The sequence below is a fragment of the Pseudomonas allii genome (assembly GCF_055380095.1).
Genome location: NZ_AP039450.1, coordinates 5,419,885 through 5,445,431 on the forward strand (window position 1 = coordinate 5,419,885; position 25,547 = coordinate 5,445,431).

Sequence of the window (25,547 nt, forward strand, 5' to 3'; positions counted from 1 at the left end):
AACCCTACGTAGAATGCCCTCGTGGCTATGGAACACCTTCCTTCTAACCTCCTATGACCTAGGGGTTTCGCTCTCCACACTGCGCCTGCTTCTTGCAGGCGTTTTTACATCAGCTGTAGCACGACGCTGCAACTCGTTTATCACGGCGGCCAAGGGAGAAAATCAAGCATGAATCAGGAGCTGTTCCTACGTCGCCGTAGCAAAGTTCACGTACCAATGGGCACTGGCGGAGCTACACGGGCTCAGGTTGCGTCGGCTGTCCGAGAAGTCGCGGCGTTCCGATGCGTACTGTCAGAACCTCTGATTGAGCAAATCGGCAGGTTGTCAGCGACAGAACTCAAACACTGGCTGGGCGAAATTGTCGGGGTCCTTCAGCGGCAGACTGGTGCACATGTTCAGCACAGGCCGTTTTATCCTGACTTTCCAGAGCAAGTCCTGACGGCCTCAGAGGCGGAGTTGTACCTTAACGCCGTCATTCATTACTTCACGCTTCTACGTTTACCACCGACCGAACACGCTCGACCTGCGATGCTTGAAGGCAACTTCATAACTCGCGTGATCGAGCCGGGAAGCGTTTGTGAGTTCGAATCACTCCTGGAACCACTGATTTCATCGCGCACCTCGCTCTCCGAAGAGGACGCCGCCGATGTCGCCTGGTTTATCCGAGCGTACAAAAGCGATGTGTTCCGACTGCTGCCTGAGGTCGTGCCGTCTCGGGAGATCCGTGCATTGGTTGGCGGCGCACTGATCCTGCATGTAGCCGGCGATGTACGGATAGAGGCATTTCTAGAGCGAAACGTCGACACCGCGACTGACGTGCTAAGACTCGCGGTTGCCCTGAATGGAGGAGACGTGTCACTGGCGACCGCGTCGACACGTTTCACTGCGATGAAACGCTCGATGCGCCGTCTGCTGTTGCGCCTGCTCGACCGCATACCCAACGCTGCAGAAGACCTGATGCGGCATGCTGAGCGATGGAAACGACTGGCCGAAGTACTGCATCCGGGCGACTACGCCGATAAGTACCCACGAGCGCTAGCGGCGATCACGGCAGCGCGTCGCAACGAAGCGCCCGCTTCATTTGGATCACGTGTCGAAACATTATTTGCTCAGCGCAATATCGCCACGCTTACGCCCCTACTACAGAGTCGTCCTGGTGAGTTCGCGCGACGGCTGGACGCGACCCTGCGACGTGCGGCGGAACCAGAGCTGGTTCTAGACGCGTTCGAGGCGGTCTCGGCACAAGTATCCTCACCTGTTCTATTGCAACTACTGGCCCAGGTACGCTCTCCGCGCCCTCTCCCCCTGCGAGCCTTCACGCCGAAAGGTGCACTGGCCAAAGTCTTTGCCATCAAAGATCGACGCGAATCTCTGACACCGGACGTGTTGGCTCGTGCAGCCCGAATCTGCGAGGACGCTCTCGTAAAGCGTTTTGAGTCGCTGCCACCACTAGGTCGCTGTTTCATCGATCCCGCATTAAGCGAATACAAAGTACCGCTGGCACAGCGTGCCTCATCAAAATCACTACGTACGCTGGTGCGGGGTAGTCGATTGCCAATGCCTGACACCCGCTTCATTCGTCTGTTCCTGTGGTGGAAGAACGGCCTTGGACGCACGGACATCGACTTGTCCGCAGCATTTTTCGACGCCAACTTCGTGTTCAAAGAAACGGTCGCTTACTACAACCTCAAGGGTTACGGCGGCTACCACAGTGGTGACATCGTCGACGCACCGAAAGGCGCTTCGGAGTTTATCGACCTCGACCTTGATATCCTCGTCGAGAAGGGTATCCGCTATGTCGCTACGTCTATCAACTCATACACCGAGCAGCCGTACTGTGATCTTCCAGAGTGCTTCGCTGGCTGGATGGCCCGCGCCGACACGGCGTCGGGTGAAGTATTCGAGCCCAAATCCGTGTTCGACCGTATCGATATCGCATCCGACACGGTTATCTGCCTGCCATTCGTGATGGACTTGCAGGAGCGACACATGATTTGGGCCGATCTGGGACTCACTTCATCACCACGCTGGAACAACGTCGATAACAACCTCCGCGGGGTATCGTTGATGCTGCGGGCTTTGGTACATACACCAAGGCCGGACTTGGAGACTCTGTTCGATTTACATGTTCGAGCAAGGGGAGAACGAGTGGCTTCACCGCAGCAAGCAGAGTCGGTGTTTGCACCTGATCAAGGGATAACACCGTTCGATACGGATTTGATTCGATCACAGTTTCTCTAAGACCCTACACCAGCCTTTGCTGCACCTTGAAAAACATTTCTACGACCACGTCTCAAAATCCGTTGTGGCATATGATGAGTAGATACTTTCCCCGCCGTCGGACATTGGCCCTCTTCTACAAAGCCTGGATGGTGATGGCCAGCGCGCTTCTCATCGCCTGCCAATCGCCGCGTGAGGCACTGCAACACCTGGCTGATGAGCATGACCGCCAATTGGAGGTCCTGCCGGGACACAACTTCCCCCTCTTGTTTCTTGCGCCGCACACTGCAGAAAAGATGACGCGCCTGCGTGTGTACCTGGAAGGCGATGGCCATTCATGGGCGACGGCCACTCAACCCAGCCTGGATCCGAGCCCGCACAATCTGTTGGTACCACGGCTGGCGATCAATGATCCGACACCGAATGCATACCTGGCACGCCCCTGCCAGTTCGTCAGGGCCGCTGCCTGTCAATCGGCACTCTGGACCCATCGACGATTCTCTCAGGAAGTGGTCACAAGCCTCAGCCAGGCGCTGGATCAATTAAAACAGCGCTACGGCAACAGTGAGTTCGAACTGGTCGGGTACTCCGGTGGCGCCGCGCTCGCATTACTGTTAGCGGCGCAACGCAATGACGTTACCCAGGTGCAAACCCTCGCTGGCAATCTCAGTCCACGCCTGTGGGCGACGATGAAAGGCCTGTCGCCACTCGACGGTTTACTGGATCCGCTGGACTATCGTAGCCGACTCGCCTTGTTACCCCAGCGTCATCTCATCGGCGAAGCGGACCTGATTATTCCAAGTGGGTTGGCTGATAGGTACCAACAGGCGCTTGATTCGCCCCTCTGCGAATACATCCATGTACGGGGAGCAAGCCATGATAAGGGGTGGGAAGCGACCTGGAGCCACTGGGTTAAAGCGCCATTGCCCCATGGAGATCCTGAGATTGAGGGTAAACAGGCCCGCTGACCCACCCTGTATAACTACAAAAAATCACGGCGACGTCGCATTTTTTAGCTTTTTTTCTTCACCGATCCTTTTTGTAATGAATTGTCCTACACGCATCGTGTAAATTCCCACGCGCTTGAATCAGCAATTCACTGACAAGCTGGCAGGGATGCCTAAAACAGACGCTGACGCGTGGGCTGTTCCCTGTCAGTTTCTGCCCTGTAAGGATACTGCCTTGAACATTTCCCACCTGCGCCGCTCGTTGTTGGCGCTGTCCGTCGCGACTGCTACTGCGACAGCATATGCCGTACCCGCCCCCAACTTGAACCACGACCTGAGCACAGGGGCATACAGCAGCTCCGGTGACGTATTCAATAACGCCACCTTCACCGGAACATCGCAAAACGCAGGTGTAGAGCTGACCAACGTGACCCTGGCGGGCAACCTGGTCAACCAGGGCAAAATCAACCTGACGGCTGCGACCCCCACCGACTTCCCGTCCGGTATCGCCATGACCCTCAATTCCAACGTCGGTGGTGACTTGGTAAATAGTGGCGACATTACGGTGAGCGGTAACGCCGTCGTCGGGCTGGACCTGTATCTGGCAAAGATCGCGGGTGAAGTGAACAACAACGGCAACATCACTGTGACAGGCGCCAATGCCGAAGGCATGCTGATCACCTCGACCCAGGCGCGTATCAATAACTCGGGCACTATCACCGCGCGTGGCATCGACTCTGTGGGTATCGACATCGAGAACGCACGCTTTACGGGGCAGATGACAGGCGCTCCCTCCAAGAGTGATATCAACAACAGCGGGACTATCTCGGCTGACGGGATCGGTATCCGCTTTCGCAGTCTCGACACCTCCGGCGGTACCGACACTCTCTCTATCAGGCAGACAGGTGGCCTGATCGAAGGCGGCACCGCAGCCATTCTGGCGGACGACAATGCCCCACGTTCGTATTTCTACTGGGAGGGTGGTCAGGTCAAGGGTGATCTGCTGGGCCTGAGTGGTGTGCTGGTGCGAGGGGACACGCTGTTCGATGGCTCGACCATCCGCGCCGGTTACGTTGATATCGGCGATGGCCGCCTGACGCTGCTTCGCCCGCAGACCACGATTGTGGGCGACCTCGACCTGGACAGCGCCACCGCGCGCCTGCGCCTGCTGCTGGACAACAACACACTGCCCAACACGCCGATCCTGAAAGTCACCGGCAATACCTTCTTCTCTGCAGGCAGCCAGATCGAACTGCAGGCGCGCTCCGATGACTTCCGCACGTCGGCCCAGGGCACGCGCTACACCCTGATCAACTCTGGCACCTGGGAAGACCCGCAGAACCTGTCCGTGGTTTCCTCCTCGGCGCTGCTTGAGGTGAGGAACTTCGGCATTGAAGGCCAGGACGTGAAAGCACTGGTTGCCACCCGCAGTGATGAGGTGATCACGCAAGACCTGATGAGCGCCCGTGGTTCACGCAACGCGGTGAGCGCCATCAAGCCATTCAAGAACACGCTCATGGGCCAACTGGACGAAAGCGACCCGGTATTCCAGCAATTCGCCAACGCCTCCTCCAGCGAAGAACTGGCCAAACTGGCCGAAAGCCTGACCCCGGACGTCAGCCGTGGCGCGATCAACGCAGCCACCAGCAGCCAGAACCTGGTCGCCAGTACCATCAACCGCCGCGCCAGCAAAGCGCGTAGCGGCCTGTCCTCCGGTGACGTGCTGGCCGAACAAGGCGTATGGCTGCAAGCGCTGTCCAGCGATGCCAACCAGGACAGCCGCCACGGTATCGACGGCTATGACGCCAACACCCACGGCATCGCCGTGGGTGCCGACGGCAAGCTCAATGCCGATACCACCGTGGGCCTGGCTTACAGCTACCTGACCAGCGACGTGAAAACCGACCAGGGCAACAAGACCGACGTCAGCGGCCATGCACTGACCCTGTACGGCAACTGGGCCCGTGACAACTTCTTTGTCGACACCTCGCTGATGTACGGCTGGAACGACAACGAATCCAAACGCTACATCGCCGGCACCCGCGCCAAGGCCGACTACGACAGTGAGATCTTCGGCGTCAACGCGCTGGCAGGCTACACGTTCCAGCTCGACAAACAGTGGCTGCTGGAACCACAAGTCGGTGCGCGCTATGCCAATGTATCGATTGACTCGTACCGTGAAAAAGGCAGCTCAGCCGCCCTCAACGTCGGCAGCCAGCGCTACGAAATCGGCGAAATGGGCCTGGGTGCTCGCCTGGCGGCCGCTTTTGACGTAGGCGTGGGCAGCTTTGAACCGGAAGCCAAGCTGATGGCCTGGCACGATTTTATCGGCGACAAGGCCGGCACCACCTCCACCTTCGTGCTCGGCGGCACCCCGTTCACCACCACAGGCGCGACACCAGCGCGCGACAGCTACGAGCTGGGACTGGGCGCCAACTACCGCGTGGGCGCGTGGAGCGTGGGCGGGACGTACAACTACCTGACCAGCAGTGGTTTCGACGCCGACACCTTCACTGCGAACGTGCGTTACGACTTCTGATCAACGTCTACAGCTGAAATGAAAAAACCGGCCTAGGCCGGTTTTTTCATGCAGCGCTGCCGGATCATTCCCACTCAATCGTCGCCGGCGGCTTGCTCGACACGTCATACGTCACGCGCGAAATGCCTTCGATCTCATTGATGATACGACCGCTGACAGTCTCCAGCAGTTCGTACGGCAGGTGTGCCCAGCGGGCGGTCATGAAGTCGATGGTTTCTACCGCACGCAGGGCCACAACCCACGCGTAGCGACGGCCATCGCCTACCACACCCACGGATTTCACCGGCTGGAACACCACGAAGGCCTGGCTGACTTTGTGGTACCAGTCGGCTTTGCGCAGTTCTTCGATGAAGATGTGGTCGGCGCGACGCAGCAGGTCGGCATATTCCTTCTTCACTTCACCCAGGATACGCACGCCCAGGCCCGGGCCTGGGAAGGGGTGGCGGTAGACCATGTCGTACGGCAGGCCCAGTTCCAGGCCCAGACGGCGGACTTCGTCCTTGAACAGTTCGCGCAGCGGTTCTACCAGCTTGAGGTTCATTTCCTCAGGCAGGCCACCCACGTTGTGGTGGGACTTGATCACGTGGGCCTTGCCGCTCTTGGCGCCGGCCGACTCGATCACGTCGGGGTAGATGGTGCCTTGGGCGAGGAACTTGATGTTGTCGAGTTTGTTGGACTGGGCATCGAACACGTCGATGAAGGTGCGGCCGATGATCTTGCGCTTCTTCTCCGGGTCGGACTCGCCGGCCAGGTTATTCAAGAACTGATCTTCGGCGTTGGCGCGGATCACCTTGACGCCCATGTTCTCGGCGAACATGGCCATCACCTGCTCGCCTTCGTGCAGGCGCAGCAGGCCGTTGTCGACGAAGACGCAAGTCAGCTGGTCGCCGATGGCTTTGTGCAGCAGCGCGGCAACCACGGAGGAGTCAACGCCACCGGACAGGCCAAGCAAGACGTTGTCGGTGCCGACCTGGGCGCGCACTTGGGCGATGGCGTCTTCAGCGATTTTCGACGGGGTCCACAGCGCTTCACACTCGCAGATGTCGAGGATGAAACGCGACAGGATGCGGCCGCCTTGCTTGGTGTGGGTCACTTCCGGGTGGAACTGCACGCCGTAGTAACGACGCTCGTCGCTGAACATGCCGGCAATCGGGCAGCTCGGGGTGCTGGCCAGGATGTGGAAGTCCTGTGGCATCTTGGTGACCTTGTCACCGTGGCTCATCCACACGTCGAGGCCGAACAGGCCGTCGGCGTCGACGTGGTCTTCGATGCCGTCCAGCAGGCGGCTCTTGCCGACCACGTCGACACGGGCATAACCGAATTCACGCAGCTCGGAACCTTCAACCTTGCCGCCCAGTTGCTCGGCCATGGTCTGCATGCCGTAGCAGATGCCGAAGACCGGTACGCCCAGGTCGAATACCGCTTGCGGGCAACGCGGGCTGTTGGCTACGTGCACGGACTCGGGGCCACCGGCGAGGATGACGCCTTTCGGTGCGAATTCGCGGATCGCTTCGTCGTGCATGTCGAACGGATGCAGTTCGCAGTACACGCCGATTTCGCGCACGCGGCGGGCGATCAACTGGGTGTACTGGGAACCGAAATCGAGGATCAGGATGCGGTGGGCGTGAATGTCGAGGGCCATGAAGTCAGTCTCGTCTAATGAATCAGAAACAACTCGGGGCTGAAGAACAGCCCCGGTTACTTAACATTTTGCTGGAAGCCTCAACCTACGCGGTAGTTTGGCGCTTCCTTGGTGATCTGCACGTCGTGGACATGGGATTCAGCCATGCCGGCGCCGGTGATCCGCACGAACTCAGGCTTGGTGCGCATTTCTTCGATGTCGGCGCTGCCGGTGTAGCCCATCGAGGAACGCAGGCCGCCCATCAGTTGGTGGATGATCGCGCTCAGGGTGCCTTTGTACGGCACACGGCCTTCGATGCCTTCCGGGACGAGTTTCTCGGCGCCTGCCGAGGAGTCCTGGAAGTAACGGTCGGAAGAGCCTTGCGCCTGGGACATGGCGCCCAGCGAACCCATGCCACGGTAAGCCTTGTAGGAGCGGCCCTGGAACAGTTCGATCTCGCCTGGCGCTTCTTCAGTACCGGCGAACATCGAGCCCATCATCACGCAGGAAGCACCGGCCACGATGGCCTTGGACAGGTCGCCGGAGAAACGGATGCCGCCGTCGGCGATCAACGGTACGCCGGTGCCTTCGAGGGCAGCAGCAACGTTGGCGATGGCGCTGATTTGCGGCACGCCGACACCGGCGACGATACGGGTGGTGCAGATCGAGCCAGGGCCGATACCGACCTTGACCGCATCCGCGCCCGCTTCGGCCAGGGCCTTCGCGGCTGCGCCGGTGGCGATGTTGCCGCCGATCACTTGTACTTCAGGGAAGTTCTGCTTAACCCAACGCACGCGGTCGATCACGCCTTTGGAGTGGCCGTGGGCAGTGTCGACCACTACTACGTCCACACCGGCAGCGACCAGCGCCGAAACGCGGTCGCCGGTGTCTTTACCGGTGCCGACCGCAGCGCCAACGCGCAGACGACCTTGGTCATCCTTGCTGGCCAGTGGGTAAGCCTTGGCTTTTTCGATGTCGTTGACGGTCATCATGCCTTTGAGGGCGAATTTGTCGTCGACGATCAGCACGCGCTCGATGCGGTGCTTGTGCAGCAGTTCGCGCACATCGTTCTTGTCGGCGCCCTCCTTGACAGTGACCAGACGCTCTTTGGGCGTCATCACTTCGCGGACGGTGACTTCAAGACGGTTCTCGAAACGCACGTCTCGGGAAGTGACGATGCCGACCAGGTCGCCATCGTGCAGTACCGGAACGCCGGAGATGTTGTGCAGGCGGGTCAGGTCGAACAGGTCACGCACGGTGGCGTCGGCTTCGATGGTGATCGGATCTTTCACCACACCGGCTTCATAACGCTTGACCTTGCGCACTTCGGCAGCTTGCTGCTCGATGGTCATGTTCTTGTGGATGATGCCGATGCCGCCTTCCTGAGCCATGGCGATGGCCAGACGGGCTTCGGTGACGGTGTCCATGGCAGCGGAAACCAGGGGAATATTCAGCTCGATGCCACGGGTTAGGCGGGTCTTGAGACTGACTTCGTTAGGAAGTACCTCGGAATAACCGGGCACTAGGAGAATGTCGTCGAATGTCAGAGCTTCTTGGCTGATACGCAGCATCGCGGGGGCTCCCGAGCGGGAAAATGGAAGCGCGCCATTATATACATGCACCCTGTCGGGCTCAATGTAAAACTCTGACAAACTTGGTAATACTGATAGATGGAGAAATGATCGTTCCCACGCTCTGCGTGGGAACGATCAGGATAAGGGTTACAACTCGACTTTGACCCAACTCATCTTCTGGTCCAGCCAATCGGCGAATTCGTCGATAAAACTTTGCTTGAACCCTGCCTCCGCCCAGTTGTTGAAGATAAATCCCAGGTTGGAAAACCCGCATTCCTGCAGGAACAGGAAGCCGTTGATGTCGTCTTCATGCCCGCACAGCGGGCAGGTGAAGTTGTCGGTGTGGCCGGGCATCCAGTCTTCCAGGCTTTCAAACAGTGCTTCACCGACTTCCTTGCGGCACTCCGGGCAACCGGCCTCTTCGAGAAAGCCCTTGGCCGGGGTGTAGATGCAGCGCTTGTAGATGATCTCCAGGCCATTGATCGGCTCGTTGAACGGCAGTGCCTCGGGGTAAAGCACCACGGCGCGGGCGCCATCGGCCAGGGCATAGCCCATGCGGTTGCCGGTGCGGCCACAGGTGGTCAGCTCTTCCTTGATGATGTTCTTGCGCACCAGCCAGCGCACGATCGCCCGGGCGCGGGGTTCGTGGACGGGCAAGGTGGAGATTTTCGGGACAAGGATGCTTTGGGAATTCATGGGAGTCCTGCGGTGTGGCCACTGGCGTCATCGGGGGCAAGCCCCTCCCACAGGGGAATGCATTCCAAATGTGGGAGGGGGCTTGCTCCCGAAGAGGCCCTGAAGGCAGGCAGCTTAATCCCTGAAAAAACCAGGTCAAGTACTCAAATACCGCCCGATCAATGCAATACCGCTGGCCAGCACCAGCCAGGTCACCAGCCGCACAAACGCCTCGCGCGACATGCGCATCGTCAACCTGCGCCCACACCACAGCCCGAGGGCCATCGCCGGCAGCAGGCACAGCGCCAACATCAACAACGGTAAATCAGCATACACCCCGGCCACCAGGAACAGGCTCAGGCGCACCACCGTGCTGCAACTGATCAACGCACTCTGGGTGGCGCGCGCCGCGTCTTTGGGCAGACGACTGTTCAGGTAGATCGCATATAAGAAGCCACCACTGCCAAACAACGCACCAAACAACCCGCCCACCGTACCCATGGGTATCGACCACCCCGCCGCCAACTGCGTCGGCCGTGCCTTTACCGCCAGGCTGTAGAGCGCGTAGGCGCTGATAAACAGGCCCATCAACAACAGCAACAGGTCCGAATGCAAGTTGAGCAAAAACACCACACCGAGTGTGCAGCCAATCGCCATGCACGGCAGCAATCGCAGCAGCTCCGGCTTGTTCACATCGCGCCGCGATTGCAGCAGATTGCCAAACGCCGCGACAAAATCCAGCAACACCAGCAGCGGGATGATCTTCGACAGCGGCATATACAGGATCAGCAGCGGCCCCGCCACCAACGCGGTACCGAATCCCGCGATACCGAACACGATATAGGCCACAACGATGCCCAGGCCGATCACCAGCCAATCCACACCACCAAACGACCACTGACTCATCAGCTCAACCGGGCTCATGGGGTATTCCTTGTTAGAGATGGCCATCACTTTAGCGATCGACGAGGGATGCGACTAATATCATCGAAACCCTCTACTTATCTCGAAAAGGCATGACGCGTGATTTCCACCCGCCAACTGCGTTACTTCGTCGAAATCGCCGACAGCGGCAGTTTCAGTGCCGCCGCCGAGCGCCTGTTCGTGGCGCAATCGGCCCTGAGCCGACAGATCAAGGAGCTGGAGACCCAGCTGCAAACCCCGCTGTTCGAACGCACCGCACGCCAACCGCGGCTCACGGCGGCGGGTGAGGCGTTCTATCCGCGAGCGCGCAACCTGCTGAGTGAACTGCTCAAGGCCAGCGAACTGGCGACCCAAGTGGGTAATGGCGAACTGGGCACGCTGCGCCTGAGCCATTCGAGCACTGTGCCGATGAGCGGCCCTTTGCTGCAGGGCATCAGCACCTGGTTGGAGCGCTGCCCTGGAGTATCGATGGATATCGTCAAACTGTCCTCCGAAGCGCAGTTGGAAGAAATCGCCGACGGTCGCCTTGAGGTCGGCGTGCTGCGCTTGCCGGTGCTGCGCCAGCGCGAGGGGGTTCGAGTGATACCTTTGTATAGCGAGCGCCTGCTGCTGGCCGTACCGCCCAACCATGCGTTAGCGCGTAGTCATGCGCCCATCGAGCTAGGGCAATTGAAGGACGAAGCGTTTATTTCAATACCCCACCCCCAGCGCGGCGGCTTGAGTTATCTGTCAGCCGAGTTGTGCATGCGTGCCGGATTTTTCCCCAAGGCCGCAAGGGTGATGTCACGCAAGACCACCCAGCTGCAACTGATCCAGGCCGGCTTCGGTATTGCCTTGTTACCAAAATCCATGCAGGACATCGCCCCCGCCAACGTGCACTTTTTACCCCTGGCCGACCCGGACTGCCTCAGTACCGTGGCCCTGGCGTGCGCACAGGCGCCGAGCGCGCTGGTGGAGCAGTTCTGTCAAACCTTGCACGAATGCCTATAAACTGCCGCCCATGATTAAAGATCCTTTTGCCCGTCTGGGCCTGGACCGCGAAGTCCTGACTGTCAGCCAGCTCAACGGCCGCGCGCGGGTGTTGCTGGAAGACGTGTTCACCAATATCTGGGTCGAAGGCGAAATCTCCAACCTCGCTCGCCCGGCCTCCGGGCATGTGTATTTCACCCTCAAGGACAGCGGCGCCCAGGTGCGTTGCGCGCTGTTTCGCAACAACGCTGCGCGGGTGCGCCAGGCGCTGAAGGATGGCCTGGCGGTGAAAGTGCGCGGCAAGGTTTCGCTGTTCGAGGGCCGGGGTGATTACCAGTTGATCCTCGATACGGTGGAGCCGGCCGGTGATGGCGCGTTGCGCCTGGCGTTCGATGCGCTGAAGGAAAAGCTCAGCGCCGAAGGCCTGTTCAGTGCCGAGCGCAAGGTGCCGCTGCCGGCGCATCCTCGGCGCATCGGCATTATCAGCTCGCCGACCGGCGCGGTGATCCGCGACATCATCAGTGTGTTCCGTCGCCGTGCGCCCAACATTGAACTGACCCTGATCCCCACCGCCGTGCAAGGCCGCGAAGCGATCCCGCAGATTGTGCGCGCGTTGAAACTCGCGGATGCCCGTGGCTTCGATGCGCTGATCCTGGCCCGTGGCGGCGGCTCACTGGAAGACCTCTGGTGTTTCAACGAAGAAGCCGTGGCCCGTGCGGTGGACGCCTGCGTCACGCCAATCGTCAGCGCCGTTGGCCATGAAACTGATGTATCGATCAGCGACTTCGTGGCCGACGTGCGTGCCCCTACCCCCTCCGCCGCCGCTGAATTGCTCGCGCCAGACGCCGGCCATCTGGTACGCCAGGTCGAAAACCTGCGCCGCCGCCTGGTGCTGCTGATGCGCAACCGCTTGAGCCACGACCGCCTGCGCCTGGAGGGCATGGCCCGACGCCTGCGTCACCCCGGTGAGCGCCTGCGTCAGCAGGCCCAGCGCCTGGATGACCTGGACATGCGTCTGCGCCGCGCCCTAGAGCGCAGCCTCAATACCCGCCGTGAACGCCTGATCCGCCTGGAAACGCGCCTTGCCGGCCAGCACCCGGGCCGCCAGTTGACCCTGTTGCGCCAACGCCTGGACAGCCTCGCCGAACGCCTGCCCCGCGCCATGCGCGAAGGCCTCAAGGCACGGCGCCTGCAATTGCAAAGTCAGATGCAGACGCTGCACGTGGTCAGCCCGCTGGCGACCCTGGGCCGTGGCTACAGCATCCTCTTGGATGAGCGCGGCCACGCCATTCGCAATGCCGCGCAGACCCACACCGGCCAGCGCCTGAGCGCCCGCCTCGGTGAGGGCCAATTGCAAGTGCGGGTGGAAGACAACCACCTGACACCCGTCACCCTTTCGTTATTGGATTGATCGATGCCACGTCTCTTCAGTGTGTTGATGCTGCTGTGCCTTGCCTTTAACGCGCAGGCCGACAGCTACATTACCCGAACCCTCAACAAGCCCGTGCCTGGCGGGGTTGCCGTGGTCGAACTCGGCCCTTCCGCTGCCGCCCCCAAAGCCACGTACCTGGGCAAGCCGGTACTGGTGGTGAAAGAAGCGGACACCTGGCTGGCGATTGTCGGTATTCCGTTGACGATCAAGCCTGGCAATGAGCGCATCAGCAGCGGCGGGCGCAACCTGCCGTTTATCGTCGGCTACAAAAAGTACCCGGAACAACGCATCACCCTGAAAAACAAAAGCCAGGTAAACCCTGACCCGGCGCAGCTCAAGCGCATCGAAGGCGAATTGGCGGTGCAGCTCAAGGCCTACCGCAGTTTCAGCCCTAGCCTGCCGAGCAACCTGGTGCTGGACAAACCGGTGAACGGGCCGCTGTCGAGCAAGTTCGGTGTGCGGCGTTTCTTCAACGGTGAAGAACGCAACCCTCATTCGGGCCTGGACTTTGCGGTGCCGGCCGGTACGCCGATCAAGACGCCAGCCAACGGCAAGGTGATCCTGGTGGGCAACTACTTCTTCAACGGCAACACGGTGTTCGTCGACCATGGCCAGGGCTTTATCAGCATGTTCTGCCACATGTCGAAGATCGACGTGAAAGTGGGCGATCAGCTCACACGCGGCGCAGTGGTGGGCAAGGTCGGTTCGACTGGCCGTGCGACCGGCCCGCACATGCATTGGAACGTCAGCCTGAACGATGCGCGGGTCGACCCGGCGATCTTTATCGGCGCGTTCCAACCCTGAAACGCTGGATTGCGCGCTCGATAATGGGCGCGCAATTATATCCAGGCATTGAATCATCTTCAGGCATAAGATCTCGTTTCCTACGCCAACAGAAGAACTTCTCTCAATTTTTAGCGACTGCTTGCCATCTTTCACCCTGACGGTTAGGGTTGAGCTTATGAAAACCTCTCACACCCTCATTCAGCTCCGCCAGCACCGCAGCCTGTGCCTCGTCAGCGCACGACTGCCAGGCTGAATCGATCTGCCTCGTCTTTACGTTTTATCCCTAAAAACAGTTCTACGGCAGGCCGCCTTTTCTCGGCCCCTACAACAAAGGATTTCCCGATGAGCATGCTCAAAGACCCGTCTTCGAAGTACCGCGCGTTCCCGACCATCGATATTCCGGACCGCACCTGGCCATCGAAGACCATCACCGAAGCGCCGATCTGGTGCAGCTCCGACCTGCGTGATGGCAACCAGTCGCTGATCGAGCCGATGGACGCAGTGAAAAAGCTGCGCTTCTGGAAGACCCTGGTCGCCGTCGGCGTGAAAGAAATCGAAGCTTCGTTCCCTGCTGCGTCGCAAACCGACTTCGACTTCGTGCGCACCCTGATCGAAGACGGCCACATCCCCGAGGACACCACCATCCAGGTGCTGACCCAGGGCCGTGAAGACTTGATCGCACGCACCTTCGAATCCCTGCGCGGCGCCAAGAAAGCCATCGTGCACCTGTACAACGCCACGTCGCCGTCCTTCCGCCGTATCGTGTTCAACCAGGACAAGGAAGGCATCAAGGCCATTGCGGTCAACGCCGCCAAGCTGTTCGTCAAATACGCCGCCCAGCAGCCGGAAACCCAGTGGACCTTCGAATATTCCCCGGAGACCTTCAGCGCTACTGAGCTGGAGTTCGCCAAGGAGGTGTGTGACGCGGTGATCGAAGTGTGGAACCCGACGCCCGAGCACAAGATGATCCTCAATCTGCCGGCCACCGTTGAATGCGCCACGCCGAACATCTACGCCGACCAGATTGAATGGTTCGGTCGCCATATCAATCGCCGTGACAGCGTGATCATCAGCCTGCACACCCACAACGACCGTGGCACCGGCGTAGCGGCTACCGAGTTGGGCCTGATGGCCGGCGCCGACCGTGTCGAAGGCTGCCTGTTCGGCAACGGCGAGCGTACCGGCAACGTCGACCTGGTCACCGTGGCACTGAACATGTACACCCAGGGCCTCGACCCGCAGCTGGACTTCTCCGACATCGACGGCGTCCGCAAAGTCGTCGAAGAGTGCAACCAGATTCAGGTTCACCCACGTCACCCGTACGTCGGCGACCTGGTGCACACCGCGTTCTCCGGCTCTCACCAGGACGCGATCCGCAAGGGCTTCGCCCAGCAGAAAGACGATGCGCTGTGGGAAGTGCCGTACCTGCCGATCGACCCGGCCGACATCGGTCGCAGCTATGAGGCGGTGATACGCGTGAACAGCCAGTCGGGCAAAGGCGGCATCGCCTACCTGCTGGAGCAGGAATACGACATCAGCTTGCCACGTCGCATGCAGATCGAGTTCAGCCAGGTGGTACAGGCCGAAACCGACCGCGTGGGCCTGGAGATGACCGCACCGCAGATCTACGCCTTGCTGCAGCGCGAATACCTGCAAGCCAATACCCCGTATGCGCTGGTCAGCCATCGCCTGCAGGAAGAAAACGGCAACAGCTTTGTCGAGGTGGAAGTCGCGGGCAAGGGCCAGGGCGAAACCAACCTGCACTGGAAAGGCAAAGGCAACGGCGCCCTGGAAGCGTTGGTGGCCGGCTTGCCGATTGGCGTAGAGATCATGGACTACAACGAACATGCAATCGGTGCGGGCACCAACGCCAAGGCGGCTGCCTACATCGAACTGCGTGTGAACGGCGAGCGTCCGGTGCACGGTGTGGGGATTGATGAAAACATCACCACAGCCAGCTTCAAGGCGCTGTTCAGTGCGCTGAACCGTTCGTTGAGCCAGCAGGAAGCGAAAGCAGCGTAAGCAGTCTGCTTAAAATGTGAAAGGCCCCTGGATATGAATCCTGGGGCCTTTTTTTTTGTTTTTTGTGGTCTGTGAGGGCCTCATCGGGGGCAAGCCCCCTCCCACACTTTAATTTGTGAATACATTCAAAATGTGGGAGGGGGCTTGCCCCCGATAGCGGTCTGTCAGACAAACTGGAAAGTATCGGCATCCAGGTTCGCCGGAAACCGCGTGCGATACGCGGCCAGTTCTGCCGCATCCAGATTGACCTGGAACACCCCATCCGCCTCCCCCGCACTCAGCAGGGTCTCGCCCTGGAAGTCCAAGACCTGGCTATCCCCGGTGTAGGCAAAGCCCTTCCCATCCGTGCCCACCCGATTCACCGCCGCCACATAACACAGGTTCTCGATGGCCCGCGCCGGCAGCAGTCGGTTCCAGTGCGAGCGCCGCGCCCCCGGCCAATTGGCCGTGTACAGCAGCAGGTCTGTATCCTGAGCATCGCGGCTCCACACCGGGAAGCGCAGGTCGTAGCAAATCAACGGGCGAATACGCCAGCCCTTCACTTCGAACTGCACCTGGCGCTCTCCGGGCGTGTAATGGTTGTGCTCGCCGGCCATGCGGAACAGGTGGCGCTTGTCGTAATGCAACACCTCGCCATCCGGCCGAGCCCACAGCAGGCGGTTGCGGTGGCTGCCGTCGGCGGCCTGGATGATCACGCTGCCAGTGATGAAGGCGTTGTACTTCGCGGCCTGGGCCTGGAGCCAACGGTGAGTTGGCCCGTTCTCGGGTTCGGCGAGGGTCGCAGACTCCATGGAAAAACCGGTGGTGAACATCTCCGGCAATACAATCAGATCGGCACCTTTCGCCTGCTCCAACAATAACTCGAAGTGCTCAAGGTTCGCCTGGCGGTCGTGCCAGGCCAGGCTGGTCTGGACCAGGGCGATGTTCAGGTTCGGCAGTGCACTCAGATCACGCATAGTTTTTCAGCCGCTTGTTGCAGCGTTTCCTCGCGTTTGGCAAAGCACAGGCGCACCAGGCGCTGGCCTTGGGGTGGGGTCTGGTAGAACACCGAGACCGGAATCGTCGCCACGCCATGCTCGCGGGTCATCCACAGTGACATGGCGACGTCATCCAGGTCCGGGCGGATCTGTGAGTAATCCACCAGCTGGAAGTAGGTGCCGGTCACTGGGGTAAAGCTGAAGCGCGATGGCGCCAGCAGGTCGCAGAACAGATCGCGCTTGGCCTGATAGAACGCTGGCAACTCGTCGACATGCTCCGGGTGTTCCGCCATGAAATCGGCCAATGCGTACTGCAGCGGGGTTACACCACAGAAATTGACGTATTGATGCACCTTGCGCAGTTCCGCGGTGAGGGCCGGCGGCGCGACGACGTAGCCGGTTTTCCAGCCAGTGACGTGGTAGGTCTTGCCGAACGAACTGACCACGAACGCACGCTGGTACAACTCTTCGTGAGCCAGCAGGCTGACATGGGGTACGCCATCAAACACCAAGTGTTCGTAGACTTCATCGCTGACCAGGTAGATGTCACGCTCGCGAATCAGTTCGGCCAATTGGTCCAGCTCGGCGCGGCTGATCAGCGCGCCGGTCGGATTATGTGGGGAGTTGAGGATGATCATGCGCGTACGCGGTGACAGCGCCGCCTTGATCTTCTCGAAGTCGAGGGCAAAGCCGTTGAGGCTCAGTTGCACATGCACGCAGCGACCACCCGCCAGCTCCACCGAGGGCTCGTAGCTGTCGTAGCTGGGGTCGAACACGATGACTTCATCACCGTTGCGAATCACCGCCTGGATCGCGCAGAAGATCGCCTCGGTGGCGCCTGGAGTGATGGTCACTTCAGTGTCGGCATTAACTGTGGCGCCATAGCTACGGGCGATCTTGGCGGCCACCTGCTGACGCAGCACCGGCAGGCCGGCCATGGGCGCGTATTGGTTATGCCCGAGGGCGATATGCTTGCCCACTGCATTGAGCAAACCCTGGGGGCCATTGAAGTCCGGAAAGCCCTGGGACAGGTTCAGCGCACCGGTTTCGGCAGCGAGTTGCGACATGGTGGTGAAAATGGTCGTGCCGACATTCGGCAGCTTGCTGGTGATCATGGGAGCCCCCTTCGGGTGAGCTACAAGTTTTAAGCTGCAAGCCGCAAGCAGGTCAAGCGAGAAACTACCGCGCACAAAAAAGGGCTCCAAAGGAGCCCTCTCTTGTAGCTTGTAGCTGACAACTTGAAGCTGCCGTTACTTCTTATCGCGGCGCTTCTTGTCGGCCTTCTTGTGGTGAGTCATCAAACGACGCTTCTTGTTCACCTGACGGTCAGTCAGTGTGTTCTTGTTGCCTTCGTATGGGTTCTCACCACCCTTGAACTCGATACGGATCGGCGTACCGACCAGTTTCAAGACACGGCGGTAGGTGTTTTCCAGGTAACGCACATAGGACTTCGGCACCTTCTCGATCTGGTTACCGTGAATCACGATAATCGGCGGGTTGGCACCACCCAAGTGGGCGTAACGCAATTTGATCCGGCGGTTGTTGACCATCGGCGGCGCGTGCTCGCCAACCGCATCTTCCAGAATCTGGGTGAGGCGGTTGGTCGGCCAGCGGGTCACTGCGGACTTGAACGAGTTCTGCACGGAAGCGTACAGGTTGCCCACGCCGGTGCCGTGCAGTGCCGAGATGAAGTGGATGTCGGCGAACTCGACGAAGAACAGCCGACGTTGCAGCTCGACCTTGACGAAGTCGCGCTCGCTCGGCGTCATGCCGTCCCACTTGTTGATCGCGATCACCAGGGCACGACCGGCCTCCAGGGCAAAGCCCAGCAGGTTGAGATCGTGGTCCACCACGCCTTCGCGGGCGTCCATCACGAAGATCACCACGTTGGCGTCTTTGATCGCCTGCAGGGTTTTCACCACCGAGAACTTTTCAACTTCCTCGTGGATCTTGCCGCGCTTGCGCACACCGGCGGTGTCGATCAGCGTGTACTTTTCCTCGTTACGTTCGAACGGGATGTAGATGCTGTCGCGGGTGGTGCCGGGCTGGTCGTAGACGATGACCCGGTCTTCACCGAGCATGCGGTTGACCAGGGTCGACTTGCCGACGTTGGGACGACCGATGATAGCGATCTTGATACCGTCTTTTTCGCTCGGGCCAGGAATGCGCTTGGCTTCCTCACCTTCGGCAACGATTTCTTCTTCGCCCTCTTCTTCCTCGACGTCATCCTTGGAGAAATCGCGCAGGGCAATTTCCAGCATCTGGGTGATACCGCGACCGTGCGCACCTGCGACCGGAATCGCATCGCCCAGGCCCATCGGGCTGAATTCGGCACGGGCAGCTTCAGGATCGATGTTGTCGATCTTGTTCGCGACCAGATAGGAACGCTTGTTGCGCTTGCGCAGGTGCTCGCCAATCATCTGGTCGGCAGCGGTGTAGCCCGCACGGGCGTCCACCAGGAACAACACGACATCGGCTTCTTCAATGGCCAGCAGCGACTGCTCGGCCATCTTTTCGTCCATGCCATGCTCGTCACCGGAGATACCACCGGTGTCGACGATAATGTAGGAGCGCCCTTGCCACTTTGCCTCACCGTATTGGCGATCACGGGTCAGACCGGACAAGTCGCCGACGATGGCGTCGCGAGTCCTGGTCAGGCGGTTGAACAAGGTGGACTTGCCGACGTTAGGTCGGCCCACCAGGGCGATTACGGGAACCATGCGGCTCTCCACTTCGTTATTTCAGAAAATACAAAAGCCGCTGCAAGGCAGCGGCTGGTGCTCGGGGCAGCATAATCAAATGCCGCATGCCCCGCCGAAGCGGGGCCGCCTGGGTGTTACCCCAAGCATAGTTCTTACTTGATGGTCAGGGCTTCCAGCTTGCCGCTGTTGCCAAACACATAAAGCATGTTACCCACCACCAGCGGACGCGCACGCAGGCCGTCGCTGTCGATACGCTCGCGACCGACAAAGCGACCGTCCACCTGGCTCAGCAGGTGCAGGTAGCCTTCGAAGTCGCCGACCGCTACATAGCTGGAGAACACTTCCGGTGCCGACAGCTGGCGGCGCGCCAGGGAGTCGTTGCTCCACAATGCGGTGGTGGAACGTTCGTCGACACTTTCAACGGTGCCGGACGCCAGGCTGACATAGACGCTGCCAAACCCTTGGGCGACACCGGCGTAGCTGGAAGCATCACGCTGCCAGTTGACGCGGCCACTCTGCAGGTCCAGAGCCGCAACACGGCCCTGGTAAGTGGCGACATAGAGGGTTTCACCCGACAACAGCAAGCCGCCGTCAATGTCCACTACGCGGTCCAGCTCGGAACGACCTTGCGGGATGGCCACACGGGTTTCCCAGGCCGGCACGCCGTTCTGGGTATCCAAGGCGACCACTTTACCGGTCGACAGGCCTGCAACGGCCAGATTGTTGGTCACAATCGGACCACTGGTACCGCGCAGCGTCAGCACCGCAGGAGTGCTGTCGTACAACCAACGCTGTGCGCCGGTGCTGGCGTCGAGGCCGATCACACGGTCGTCCTGGGTTTGCACCACGACGATATCGCCGTTGGTGGCAGGCGGTGCGAGCACTTCACTGGTCACGCGAGCGCGCCATTTCTCTTCACCGGTGCTGGAATCCAACGCCACGACTTCGCCCTTGAGCGTGCCGAGCAAGACCATGCCGTAACCCACGCCTACGGCGCCGGATACCGGAATTTCGAGGTCTTTCTTCCACTTCACGTCGCCGTTCATGCGATCCATGGAGACCACTACACCAGTTACGTCAGCGGCGACAATGTTGTCACCGTCGATGGCCGGTACCAGCATGTTATAGGTTTCGCCCTGGCCGTCACCGATGGAGCGGCTCCACTGCTTTTGCAGGACCACTTCTTCCTTGAAGCTGGTCAGCTCCGCAGGCGGCAATTCTTTCTTACTGTTGCTGCTGCAACCCGCGGCCAGAACGGCCAGAGCCAGCAATGCTGCATGTTTCCAACGGATCACGTCACGCATCCCCTTTGGCCAAGTCGTCCAGCTTGATTTGTAAGCCACCGACCGCCGCTTCATCAGACAGCGCCGCCTTGGCTTTCTTGTACGCAGCATTGGCTTCGTCGGTACGACCCAATTGGACCAACAGGTCGCCCTTGAGCTCTTCGCGAGTGGCTACAAATGCCTTGTCAGCATCGCCGTCGAGCAGTTTGAGTGCTTCGTCAGCCTTGTTCTGTGCCGCCAGTACCTGCGCCAGGCGCTGACGTGCGATTTCACCCAGGGTCGGGTTGGTCGGCTTGTCGGCGATGGCCTTCAGCTCAGCGGCAGCGTCGTCCAGCTTGCCGGTGTCGACCGCGACTTTCGCGACGAACAGGCTACCGTATTGGGCGTAGGTGCTACCGCCGAATTCGTTCTTCAGCTTGCCGGCCAGGTCTGCAACCTGCGCAGGGTTGGGCTTGCCGTCCGGCGTCAGAGTGGTTTCCAGCAATTGCTGATAGAGGATCGAGGCGCCTTGGGACTGGTTGGCCTGATACTTGGTCCAGGCTTGCCAGCCGAACACCACCACTAAAGCCAGCAGGCCGCCAGTAACCAGGGGCTTGCCGTTGCGCTGCCACCAGTCCTTGAACTCGGCCAGTTGCTCATCATCAGTACTCGACACCCCAATACTCCTTAATCGCTAAATTCGGCTGTTCGACAGCTTCAACCCTGCACGACGCAGGTGGCCAAGTGCGCAGCGAGCGCATCAAAGGCAATGTTCTGTTGCTCACCCTGGCCACGCAGGGGTTTGAAACCTATCACTTGCTGGGCCAGCTCGTCTTCGCCGAGGATCAGTGCATACAACGCACCGCTCTTGTCGGCCTTCTTGAACTGGCTCTTGAAGCTACCGGCGCCGGCGTTGATCTGCAGGCGCAGGTTCGGCAACTGGTCGCGCACTTGTTCGCTCAGGGCCAGGGCTGCCAGTTCGGCGGCCTCGCCAAAGGCGCACAGGTACACGTCCACCTGACGGGAGATCTCTTCCGGGACCTGCTCAAGGGTTTCCAGCAGCAGGATCAACCGCTCGATGCCCATGGCAAAACCTACGCCGGTGGTCGGTTTGCCGCCCATCTGCTCGACCAGGCCGTCGTAGCGGCCACCGGCACACACGGTGCCCTGGGCGCCAAGCTTGTCGGTGACCCACTCGAAGACCGTCTTGCTGTAGTAATCGAGGCCACGAACCAGCTTGGTGTTGATCACAAACGGAATACCGGCCGCTTCCAGGCGAGCCTTGAGGCCCTCGAAGTGAATACGGGACTCGTCGTCCAGGTAATCGGCCATTTTCGGCGCGTTGACCAGCACGGCCTGGGTATCGGCGTTCTTGGTATCGAGGACGCGCAACGGGTTGGTTTTCAGGCGGCGCTGGCTGTCTTCGTCCAACTTGTCCAGGTGGGCCGACAGGTACTCGACCAGGGCCACTTTATAACGACCACGGGATTCACTGGTGCCCAGGCTGTTGAGTTCAAGCTTGACCGCGTCGCGGATGCCCAGCAGGCCCCACAGGCGCCAAGTCAGTACGATCAACTCGGCGTCGATGTCCGGGCCGTCGATGTTGAACACTTCCAGGCCGATCTGGTGAAACTGGCGATAACGGCCTTTCTGTGGGCGTTCGTGACGGAACATCGGGCCGATGTACCACAATTTCTGCGGCTGGCCAGCGCCGGTGAGACCATGCTCAAGCACAGCGCGCACGCACGCAGCGGTGCCTTCCGGACGCAGGGTCAGGGAGTCGCCGTTGCGGTCTTCAAAGGTGTACATCTCTTTTTCGACGATGTCGGTCACTTCACCGATGGAGCGCTTGAACAGCTCGGTGAACTCGACGATCGGCATGCGGATCTGCTTGTAACCGTAGTTATCCAGCAGGCGCGCAACTGTGCCCTCGAAGTAGCGCCACAGCGGCGTCTGCTCCGGAAGGATGTCGTTCATGCCACGAATGGCTTGCAGAGACTTGCTCACATCAAATCCTTAAATTCGTTCTTAGCCACGCGCGATCAGCGCTGCGTCAGCCGCGACCTTTTCGGCCGCTTTCTCGCGGATCAGTCTTTCGAGATCATCCACCAGATTGTCATTCGTCAACTTCTGCGACGGTTTACCGTCGATGTAGATCAGGTTCGGTGAGCCGCCGGTCAGGCCGATGTGCGCCTCTTTGGCTTCTCCCGGCCCGTTGACCACGCAGCCGATCACCGCAACATCCAGCGGCACCAGCAGGTCTTCGAGGCGTCCTTCCAGTTCGTTCATGGTTTTCACCACGTCGAAGTTCTGCCGCGAGCAGCTCGGGCAGGCAATGAAGTTGATGCCTCGGGAACGCAAACGCAGGGATTTGAGAATGTCGTAACCGACTTTCACTTCCTCTACGGGGTCTGCCGCCAGGGAGATGCGGATGGTATCGCCAATCCCTTCGGCGAGCAGCATACCGAGACCCACCGCAGATTTCACTGTGCCTGAGCGTAAACCGCCGGCTTCAGTGATACCCAGGTGCAACGGCTGCACGATTTCCTTGGCCAGCAGGCGGTAGGCTTCTACCGCCATGAACACGTCGGAGGCCTTTACGCTGACCTTGTAGTCCTGGAAATTCAGGCGTTCAAGGTGTTCAACGTGGCGCAGCGCCGATTCAACCAGCGCCGCCGGGGTCGGCTCGCCGTATTTCTTTTGCAGGTCTTTTTCCAGGGAACCGGCGTTGACGCCGATGCGGATCGGAATGCCCCGATCGCGAGCAGCATCCACCACCGCACGCACACGGGCTTCGCTGCCGATGTTGCCCGGGTTGATACGCAGGCAGTCCACACCCAATTCGGCCACGCGCAATGCGATCTTGTGGTCGAAGTGAATGTCGGCAACCAATGGCACCTTGACCAGTTGCTTGATGCGACCGAAGGCCTCGGCAGCATCCATGTCCGGCACGGAAACGCGCACGATGTCCACGCCAGCGGCTTCCAGACGGTTGATCTGGGCAACGGTGGCGGCCACGTCATTGGTGTCGCTGTTGGTCATACTCTGTACGGCGATGGGGGCGTCGCCACCCACCGGCACCGAGCCGACCCAGATTTTGCGCGATACGCGACGTTTGATTGGAGATTCGCCGTGCATGACTATTGTCCCAACTTCAGGCGAGCGGTCTCGCCGGTGGTGAACGGCGCTACGTCCACAGGCTGGCCGTTGTAGGCCACTTGCGCGCCACGGGCAAAGCCCAGACGCAGCGTCAAAGGAGGCTTGCCGCCCTGGTCGAGCGTATCTCCCTTACGCTTCAGACCGCTAAACAGCACTTTGCCATTGCCGTCGGTGACTTGCGTCCAGCAGTCGGCGACGAAGGTAATCTGTACGCGCCCATCACCGGCGATCAACGCTGGGGTGGTAGGTGGCGAAATCGCAGGGGCTGCCGGAGCGGCTGGCGCTGGAGTCGCTGGCGCCTGCACTGGAGCGGCCGGTGTATGGGCTGTGGCACCCGAAGCAGCCGGCGTCGCGGGAACAGCTGCGGCAGCGGTCGCGGCAGGTGCGGTTTCCGTTGCTGGCTGCTCTGTGGCAAGCGGCGCTTCAGGCGCGGCTTGGCCTTCTGCTACCGCCTGGTCTTCCGGCTCGTCCAACGGATGGATCTGGGTAGTGCCGTCGGCGCTTTCGACTTCGACGTGCTCCATGGCGTTGCTGGTCAGGTCCTTGGTGCGCTGGGAGGTCTGGTCTTGCCACCAGACAAAACCGCCACCAATGACAGCGATCAGCAACAACAGGCTGACAATTCGCAAAATCGTGTGGGAAACCCGCACCGGTTCTTCGATGCGACCCAGGCCATGCACATTGCTGCCTTGAGAGTCGGTGCCGGTGAACTGGTCGAATTCCTGGACTAAAACAGCCTGGTCGATCCCCAGCAGCTTGGCGTAGGCACGGATATAGCCGCGGGCGAAAGTATGCCCAGGCAGCTTATCGAACGCGCCGGCTTCCAGGTTGCCCAGGGATGTGCTGGTCAAATTGAGCTTGAGGGCCACTTCAGCCAGCGACCAACCATTGCTTTCGCGGGCCTGACGCAAGGTCTCGCCTGGGTTTACGCGATTAGCTGCTACAACTTCCGGGTGCGCCGCTTTCATCATTGCTCCGACAGGTATTGCTGATATTCCGGCGTACCGGGATAGAGTCGTTCGAGTTGCTGGCCAAAACGCGCGGCCGTGTCGTGTTCTTCATGAACCGTCGCCAGCCGCACACCGAGCAATAGACTACGTGCATTTTGCCCGCTGAGCAGGCTAAAACGCTCGTAATAGTCACGTGCCGGCACATAATGCCTGTCATCAAAGGATATCTCAGCCATTTCGAGCAATGCCCGAGGCTGGCGACCATTCAAATGCAGGGCTTTTTCCAGTTGCCGGCGGGCATCGTCGCGCTGGCCGAGGCGGATCGAGGTGACCCCAAGGTTCTCGAACACCCGCGAACGCTCAGGATAGAGGGTATCGATGCTGGCCTGCTGGAAATAAAGGGCGGCCTGCTCATAACGCTTCTGCGCAAACAGGAAACTGCCGTAGTTGTTCAGCAGCCGCGGGTCGGCAGGCCGTGCCGCCAGAGCCTTGTGGAAATACCGGTCAGCCAGTTCAGGCTCGGCCTGGGCCTGGAACACCAGGGCCAGTGCGGCATTGGCGTCGGCATCGTCGCTGTCCAGCTCAAGCGCCTTCTTCAACGGCACCTTGGCCTGCTCGCTCATACCTTGTTGCAAGTAACCCAAGCCCAGTTGCACGTAGGCAACTCGCGCCTCATCACGGCCTTTACCGGTTTGCAAAGGGCTGTCATGACCCGATGAAACACAACCGGCCGACAGACCGGTAACAAGCAGAAGCAGCGCAAGGCGCAAGGGCATAGAGATCCTCTC

20 protein-coding genes are annotated in these 25,547 nt (G+C 60.1%); 7 read left to right on the plus strand and 13 right to left on the minus strand.

What is annotated here, in order from left to right; genetic code table 11:
- Positions 1 to 168 precede the first annotated feature (168 nt).
- From ACZ445_RS24805 to ACZ445_RS24815, 3 genes are all read left to right on the plus strand, one after another.
- Positions 169 to 2,241 carry a TerD family protein gene (locus tag ACZ445_RS24805; RefSeq protein ID WP_058423349.1) on the plus strand — a complete coding sequence of 691 codons (2,073 nt, stop codon included), beginning with the start codon at positions 169 to 171 and terminating at the stop codon, positions 2,239 to 2,241.
- A 128-nt stretch (positions 2,242 to 2,369) separates the two neighbouring features.
- The gene (locus ACZ445_RS24810; protein WP_464708636.1) at positions 2,370 to 3,188 is read left to right on the plus strand and encodes an alpha/beta hydrolase; all 819 of its coding nucleotides are present in this window, start codon (positions 2,370 to 2,372) and stop codon (positions 3,186 to 3,188) included.
- A gap of 214 nt (positions 3,189 to 3,402) precedes the next feature.
- Positions 3,403 to 5,706: an autotransporter family protein gene (locus ACZ445_RS24815; protein ID WP_179040712.1), complete on the plus strand. Its 2,304-nt coding sequence runs from the start codon at positions 3,403 to 3,405 to the stop codon at positions 5,704 to 5,706.
- A gap of 64 nt (positions 5,707 to 5,770) precedes the next feature.
- Here ACZ445_RS24815 and guaA read toward each other — a convergent pair whose 3' ends face one another.
- The 4 genes from guaA to ACZ445_RS24835 form a co-directional block, all read right to left on the minus strand.
- Positions 5,771 to 7,348: a glutamine-hydrolyzing GMP synthase gene (guaA, locus tag ACZ445_RS24820; protein ID WP_464707687.1), complete on the minus strand. Its 1,578-nt coding sequence runs from the start codon at positions 7,346 to 7,348 to the stop codon at positions 5,771 to 5,773.
- Positions 7,349 to 7,428: 80 nt separating this feature from the next.
- Complete coding sequence (gene guaB / locus ACZ445_RS24825; protein ID WP_010207937.1) at positions 7,429 to 8,898, minus strand: IMP dehydrogenase; 1,470 nt, start codon at positions 8,896 to 8,898, stop codon at positions 7,429 to 7,431.
- Between the two features lie 150 nt (positions 8,899 to 9,048).
- Positions 9,049 to 9,597 carry a hypothetical protein gene (locus ACZ445_RS24830; RefSeq protein ID WP_021492272.1) on the minus strand — a complete coding sequence of 183 codons (549 nt, stop codon included), beginning with the start codon at positions 9,595 to 9,597 and terminating at the stop codon, positions 9,049 to 9,051.
- 135 nt (positions 9,598 to 9,732) lie between these two features.
- A complete protein-coding gene (locus ACZ445_RS24835) occupies positions 9,733 to 10,500 on the minus strand; it encodes a sulfite exporter TauE/SafE family protein (protein WP_058423361.1) in 768 nt (255 codons plus the stop codon).
- A 99-nt stretch (positions 10,501 to 10,599) separates the two neighbouring features.
- Here ACZ445_RS24835 and ACZ445_RS24840 point away from each other — a divergent pair, with 99 nt between their 5' ends.
- The 4 genes from ACZ445_RS24840 to leuA all read left to right on the plus strand — a co-directional run bounded on the left by ACZ445_RS24840 (position 10,600) and on the right by leuA (position 15,709).
- Positions 10,600 to 11,490, plus strand: coding sequence for a LysR family transcriptional regulator (locus ACZ445_RS24840; RefSeq protein WP_179028896.1), 891 nt, complete (start codon positions 10,600 to 10,602; stop codon positions 11,488 to 11,490).
- Between the two features lie 10 nt (positions 11,491 to 11,500).
- A complete protein-coding gene (xseA, locus tag ACZ445_RS24845; RefSeq protein ID WP_464707688.1) occupies positions 11,501 to 12,880 on the plus strand; it encodes an exodeoxyribonuclease VII large subunit in 1,380 nt (459 codons plus the stop codon).
- Between the two features lie 3 nt (positions 12,881 to 12,883).
- On the plus strand, positions 12,884 to 13,705 hold the full coding sequence (locus ACZ445_RS24850; RefSeq protein ID WP_464707690.1) for a peptidoglycan DD-metalloendopeptidase family protein: 822 nt from the start codon (positions 12,884 to 12,886) through the stop codon (positions 13,703 to 13,705).
- A gap of 324 nt (positions 13,706 to 14,029) precedes the next feature.
- Complete coding sequence (leuA, locus tag ACZ445_RS24855; RefSeq protein ID WP_058423365.1) at positions 14,030 to 15,709, plus strand: 2-isopropylmalate synthase; 1,680 nt, start codon at positions 14,030 to 14,032, stop codon at positions 15,707 to 15,709.
- A gap of 164 nt (positions 15,710 to 15,873) precedes the next feature.
- Here the strand turns inward: leuA and ACZ445_RS24860 are convergent, their stop codons facing one another.
- The 9 genes from ACZ445_RS24860 to pilW form a co-directional block, all read right to left on the minus strand.
- A complete protein-coding gene (locus tag ACZ445_RS24860) occupies positions 15,874 to 16,665 on the minus strand; it encodes an amidohydrolase (RefSeq protein ID WP_058423366.1) in 792 nt (263 codons plus the stop codon).
- The gene (locus tag ACZ445_RS24865) at positions 16,653 to 17,801 is read right to left on the minus strand and encodes a pyridoxal phosphate-dependent aminotransferase (protein ID WP_179028898.1); all 1,149 of its coding nucleotides are present in this window, start codon (positions 17,799 to 17,801) and stop codon (positions 16,653 to 16,655) included. Before ACZ445_RS24865 ends, ACZ445_RS24860 begins: the two co-directional genes overlap by 13 nt.
- 135 nt (positions 17,802 to 17,936) lie before the next feature.
- On the minus strand, positions 17,937 to 19,406 hold the full coding sequence (der, locus tag ACZ445_RS24870; protein ID WP_464707691.1) for a ribosome biogenesis GTPase Der: 1,470 nt from the start codon (positions 19,404 to 19,406) through the stop codon (positions 17,937 to 17,939).
- A gap of 134 nt (positions 19,407 to 19,540) precedes the next feature.
- The gene (gene bamB / locus ACZ445_RS24875) at positions 19,541 to 20,692 is read right to left on the minus strand and encodes an outer membrane protein assembly factor BamB (RefSeq protein ID WP_058423369.1); all 1,152 of its coding nucleotides are present in this window, start codon (positions 20,690 to 20,692) and stop codon (positions 19,541 to 19,543) included.
- On the minus strand, positions 20,685 to 21,326 hold the full coding sequence (locus tag ACZ445_RS24880; protein WP_464704420.1) for a YfgM family protein: 642 nt from the start codon (positions 21,324 to 21,326) through the stop codon (positions 20,685 to 20,687). Before ACZ445_RS24880 ends, bamB begins: the two co-directional genes overlap by 8 nt.
- Positions 21,327 to 21,367: 41 nt before the next feature.
- Entirely contained in the window at positions 21,368 to 22,657 is a 1,290-nt protein-coding gene (gene hisS / locus ACZ445_RS24885) for a histidine--tRNA ligase (protein WP_058423370.1), read from the minus strand.
- Positions 22,658 to 22,678: 21 nt separating this feature from the next.
- Entirely contained in the window at positions 22,679 to 23,788 is a 1,110-nt protein-coding gene (ispG, locus tag ACZ445_RS24890; RefSeq protein ID WP_058423371.1) for a flavodoxin-dependent (E)-4-hydroxy-3-methylbut-2-enyl-diphosphate synthase, read from the minus strand.
- A 2-nt stretch (positions 23,789 to 23,790) separates the two neighbouring features.
- Positions 23,791 to 24,777, minus strand: a complete 987-nt coding sequence (locus tag ACZ445_RS24895) for a RodZ domain-containing protein (protein WP_058423372.1) — start codon at positions 24,775 to 24,777, stop codon at positions 23,791 to 23,793.
- Complete coding sequence (pilW, locus tag ACZ445_RS24900) at positions 24,777 to 25,535, minus strand: type IV pilus biogenesis/stability protein PilW (protein WP_058423373.1); 759 nt, start codon at positions 25,533 to 25,535, stop codon at positions 24,777 to 24,779. Before pilW ends, ACZ445_RS24895 begins: the two co-directional genes overlap by 1 nt.
- Between the last annotated feature and the right edge of the window lie 12 nt (positions 25,536 to 25,547).

Bases quoted from the DNA above. Each gene is read 5' to 3' on its own strand.
- pilW (WP_058423373.1), bottom strand. From the start codon at position 25,535: ATGCCCTTGCGCCTTGCGCTGCTTCTGCTTGTTACCGGTCTGTCGGCC.
- bamB (WP_058423369.1), bottom strand. From the start codon at position 20,692: ATGCGTGACGTGATCCGTTGGAAACATGCAGCATTGCTGGCTCTGGCC.
- ACZ445_RS24835 (WP_058423361.1), bottom strand. From the start codon at position 10,500: ATGAGCCCGGTTGAGCTGATGAGTCAGTGGTCGTTTGGTGGTGTGGAT.
- ispG (WP_058423371.1), bottom strand. From the start codon at position 23,788: ATGCACGGCGAATCTCCAATCAAACGTCGCGTATCGCGCAAAATCTGG.
- ACZ445_RS24860 (WP_058423366.1), bottom strand. From the start codon at position 16,665: ATGCGTGATCTGAGTGCACTGCCGAACCTGAACATCGCCCTGGTCCAG.
- ACZ445_RS24830 (WP_021492272.1), bottom strand. From the start codon at position 9,597: ATGAATTCCCAAAGCATCCTTGTCCCGAAAATCTCCACCTTGCCCGTC.
- ACZ445_RS24805 (WP_058423349.1), top strand. From the start codon at position 169: ATGAATCAGGAGCTGTTCCTACGTCGCCGTAGCAAAGTTCACGTACCA.
- ACZ445_RS24850 (WP_464707690.1), top strand. From the start codon at position 12,884: ATGCCACGTCTCTTCAGTGTGTTGATGCTGCTGTGCCTTGCCTTTAAC.
- ACZ445_RS24895 (WP_058423372.1), bottom strand. From the start codon at position 24,777: ATGAAAGCGGCGCACCCGGAAGTTGTAGCAGCTAATCGCGTAAACCCA.
- leuA (WP_058423365.1), top strand. From the start codon at position 14,030: ATGAGCATGCTCAAAGACCCGTCTTCGAAGTACCGCGCGTTCCCGACC.
- xseA (WP_464707688.1), top strand. From the start codon at position 11,501: ATGATTAAAGATCCTTTTGCCCGTCTGGGCCTGGACCGCGAAGTCCTG.
- der (WP_464707691.1), bottom strand. From the start codon at position 19,406: ATGGTTCCCGTAATCGCCCTGGTGGGCCGACCTAACGTCGGCAAGTCC.
- guaA (WP_464707687.1), bottom strand. From the start codon at position 7,348: ATGGCCCTCGACATTCACGCCCACCGCATCCTGATCCTCGATTTCGGT.
- ACZ445_RS24865 (WP_179028898.1), bottom strand. From the start codon at position 17,801: ATGATCACCAGCAAGCTGCCGAATGTCGGCACGACCATTTTCACCACC.
- guaB (WP_010207937.1), bottom strand. From the start codon at position 8,898: ATGCTGCGTATCAGCCAAGAAGCTCTGACATTCGACGACATTCTCCTA.
- ACZ445_RS24810 (WP_464708636.1), top strand. From the start codon at position 2,370: ATGGTGATGGCCAGCGCGCTTCTCATCGCCTGCCAATCGCCGCGTGAG.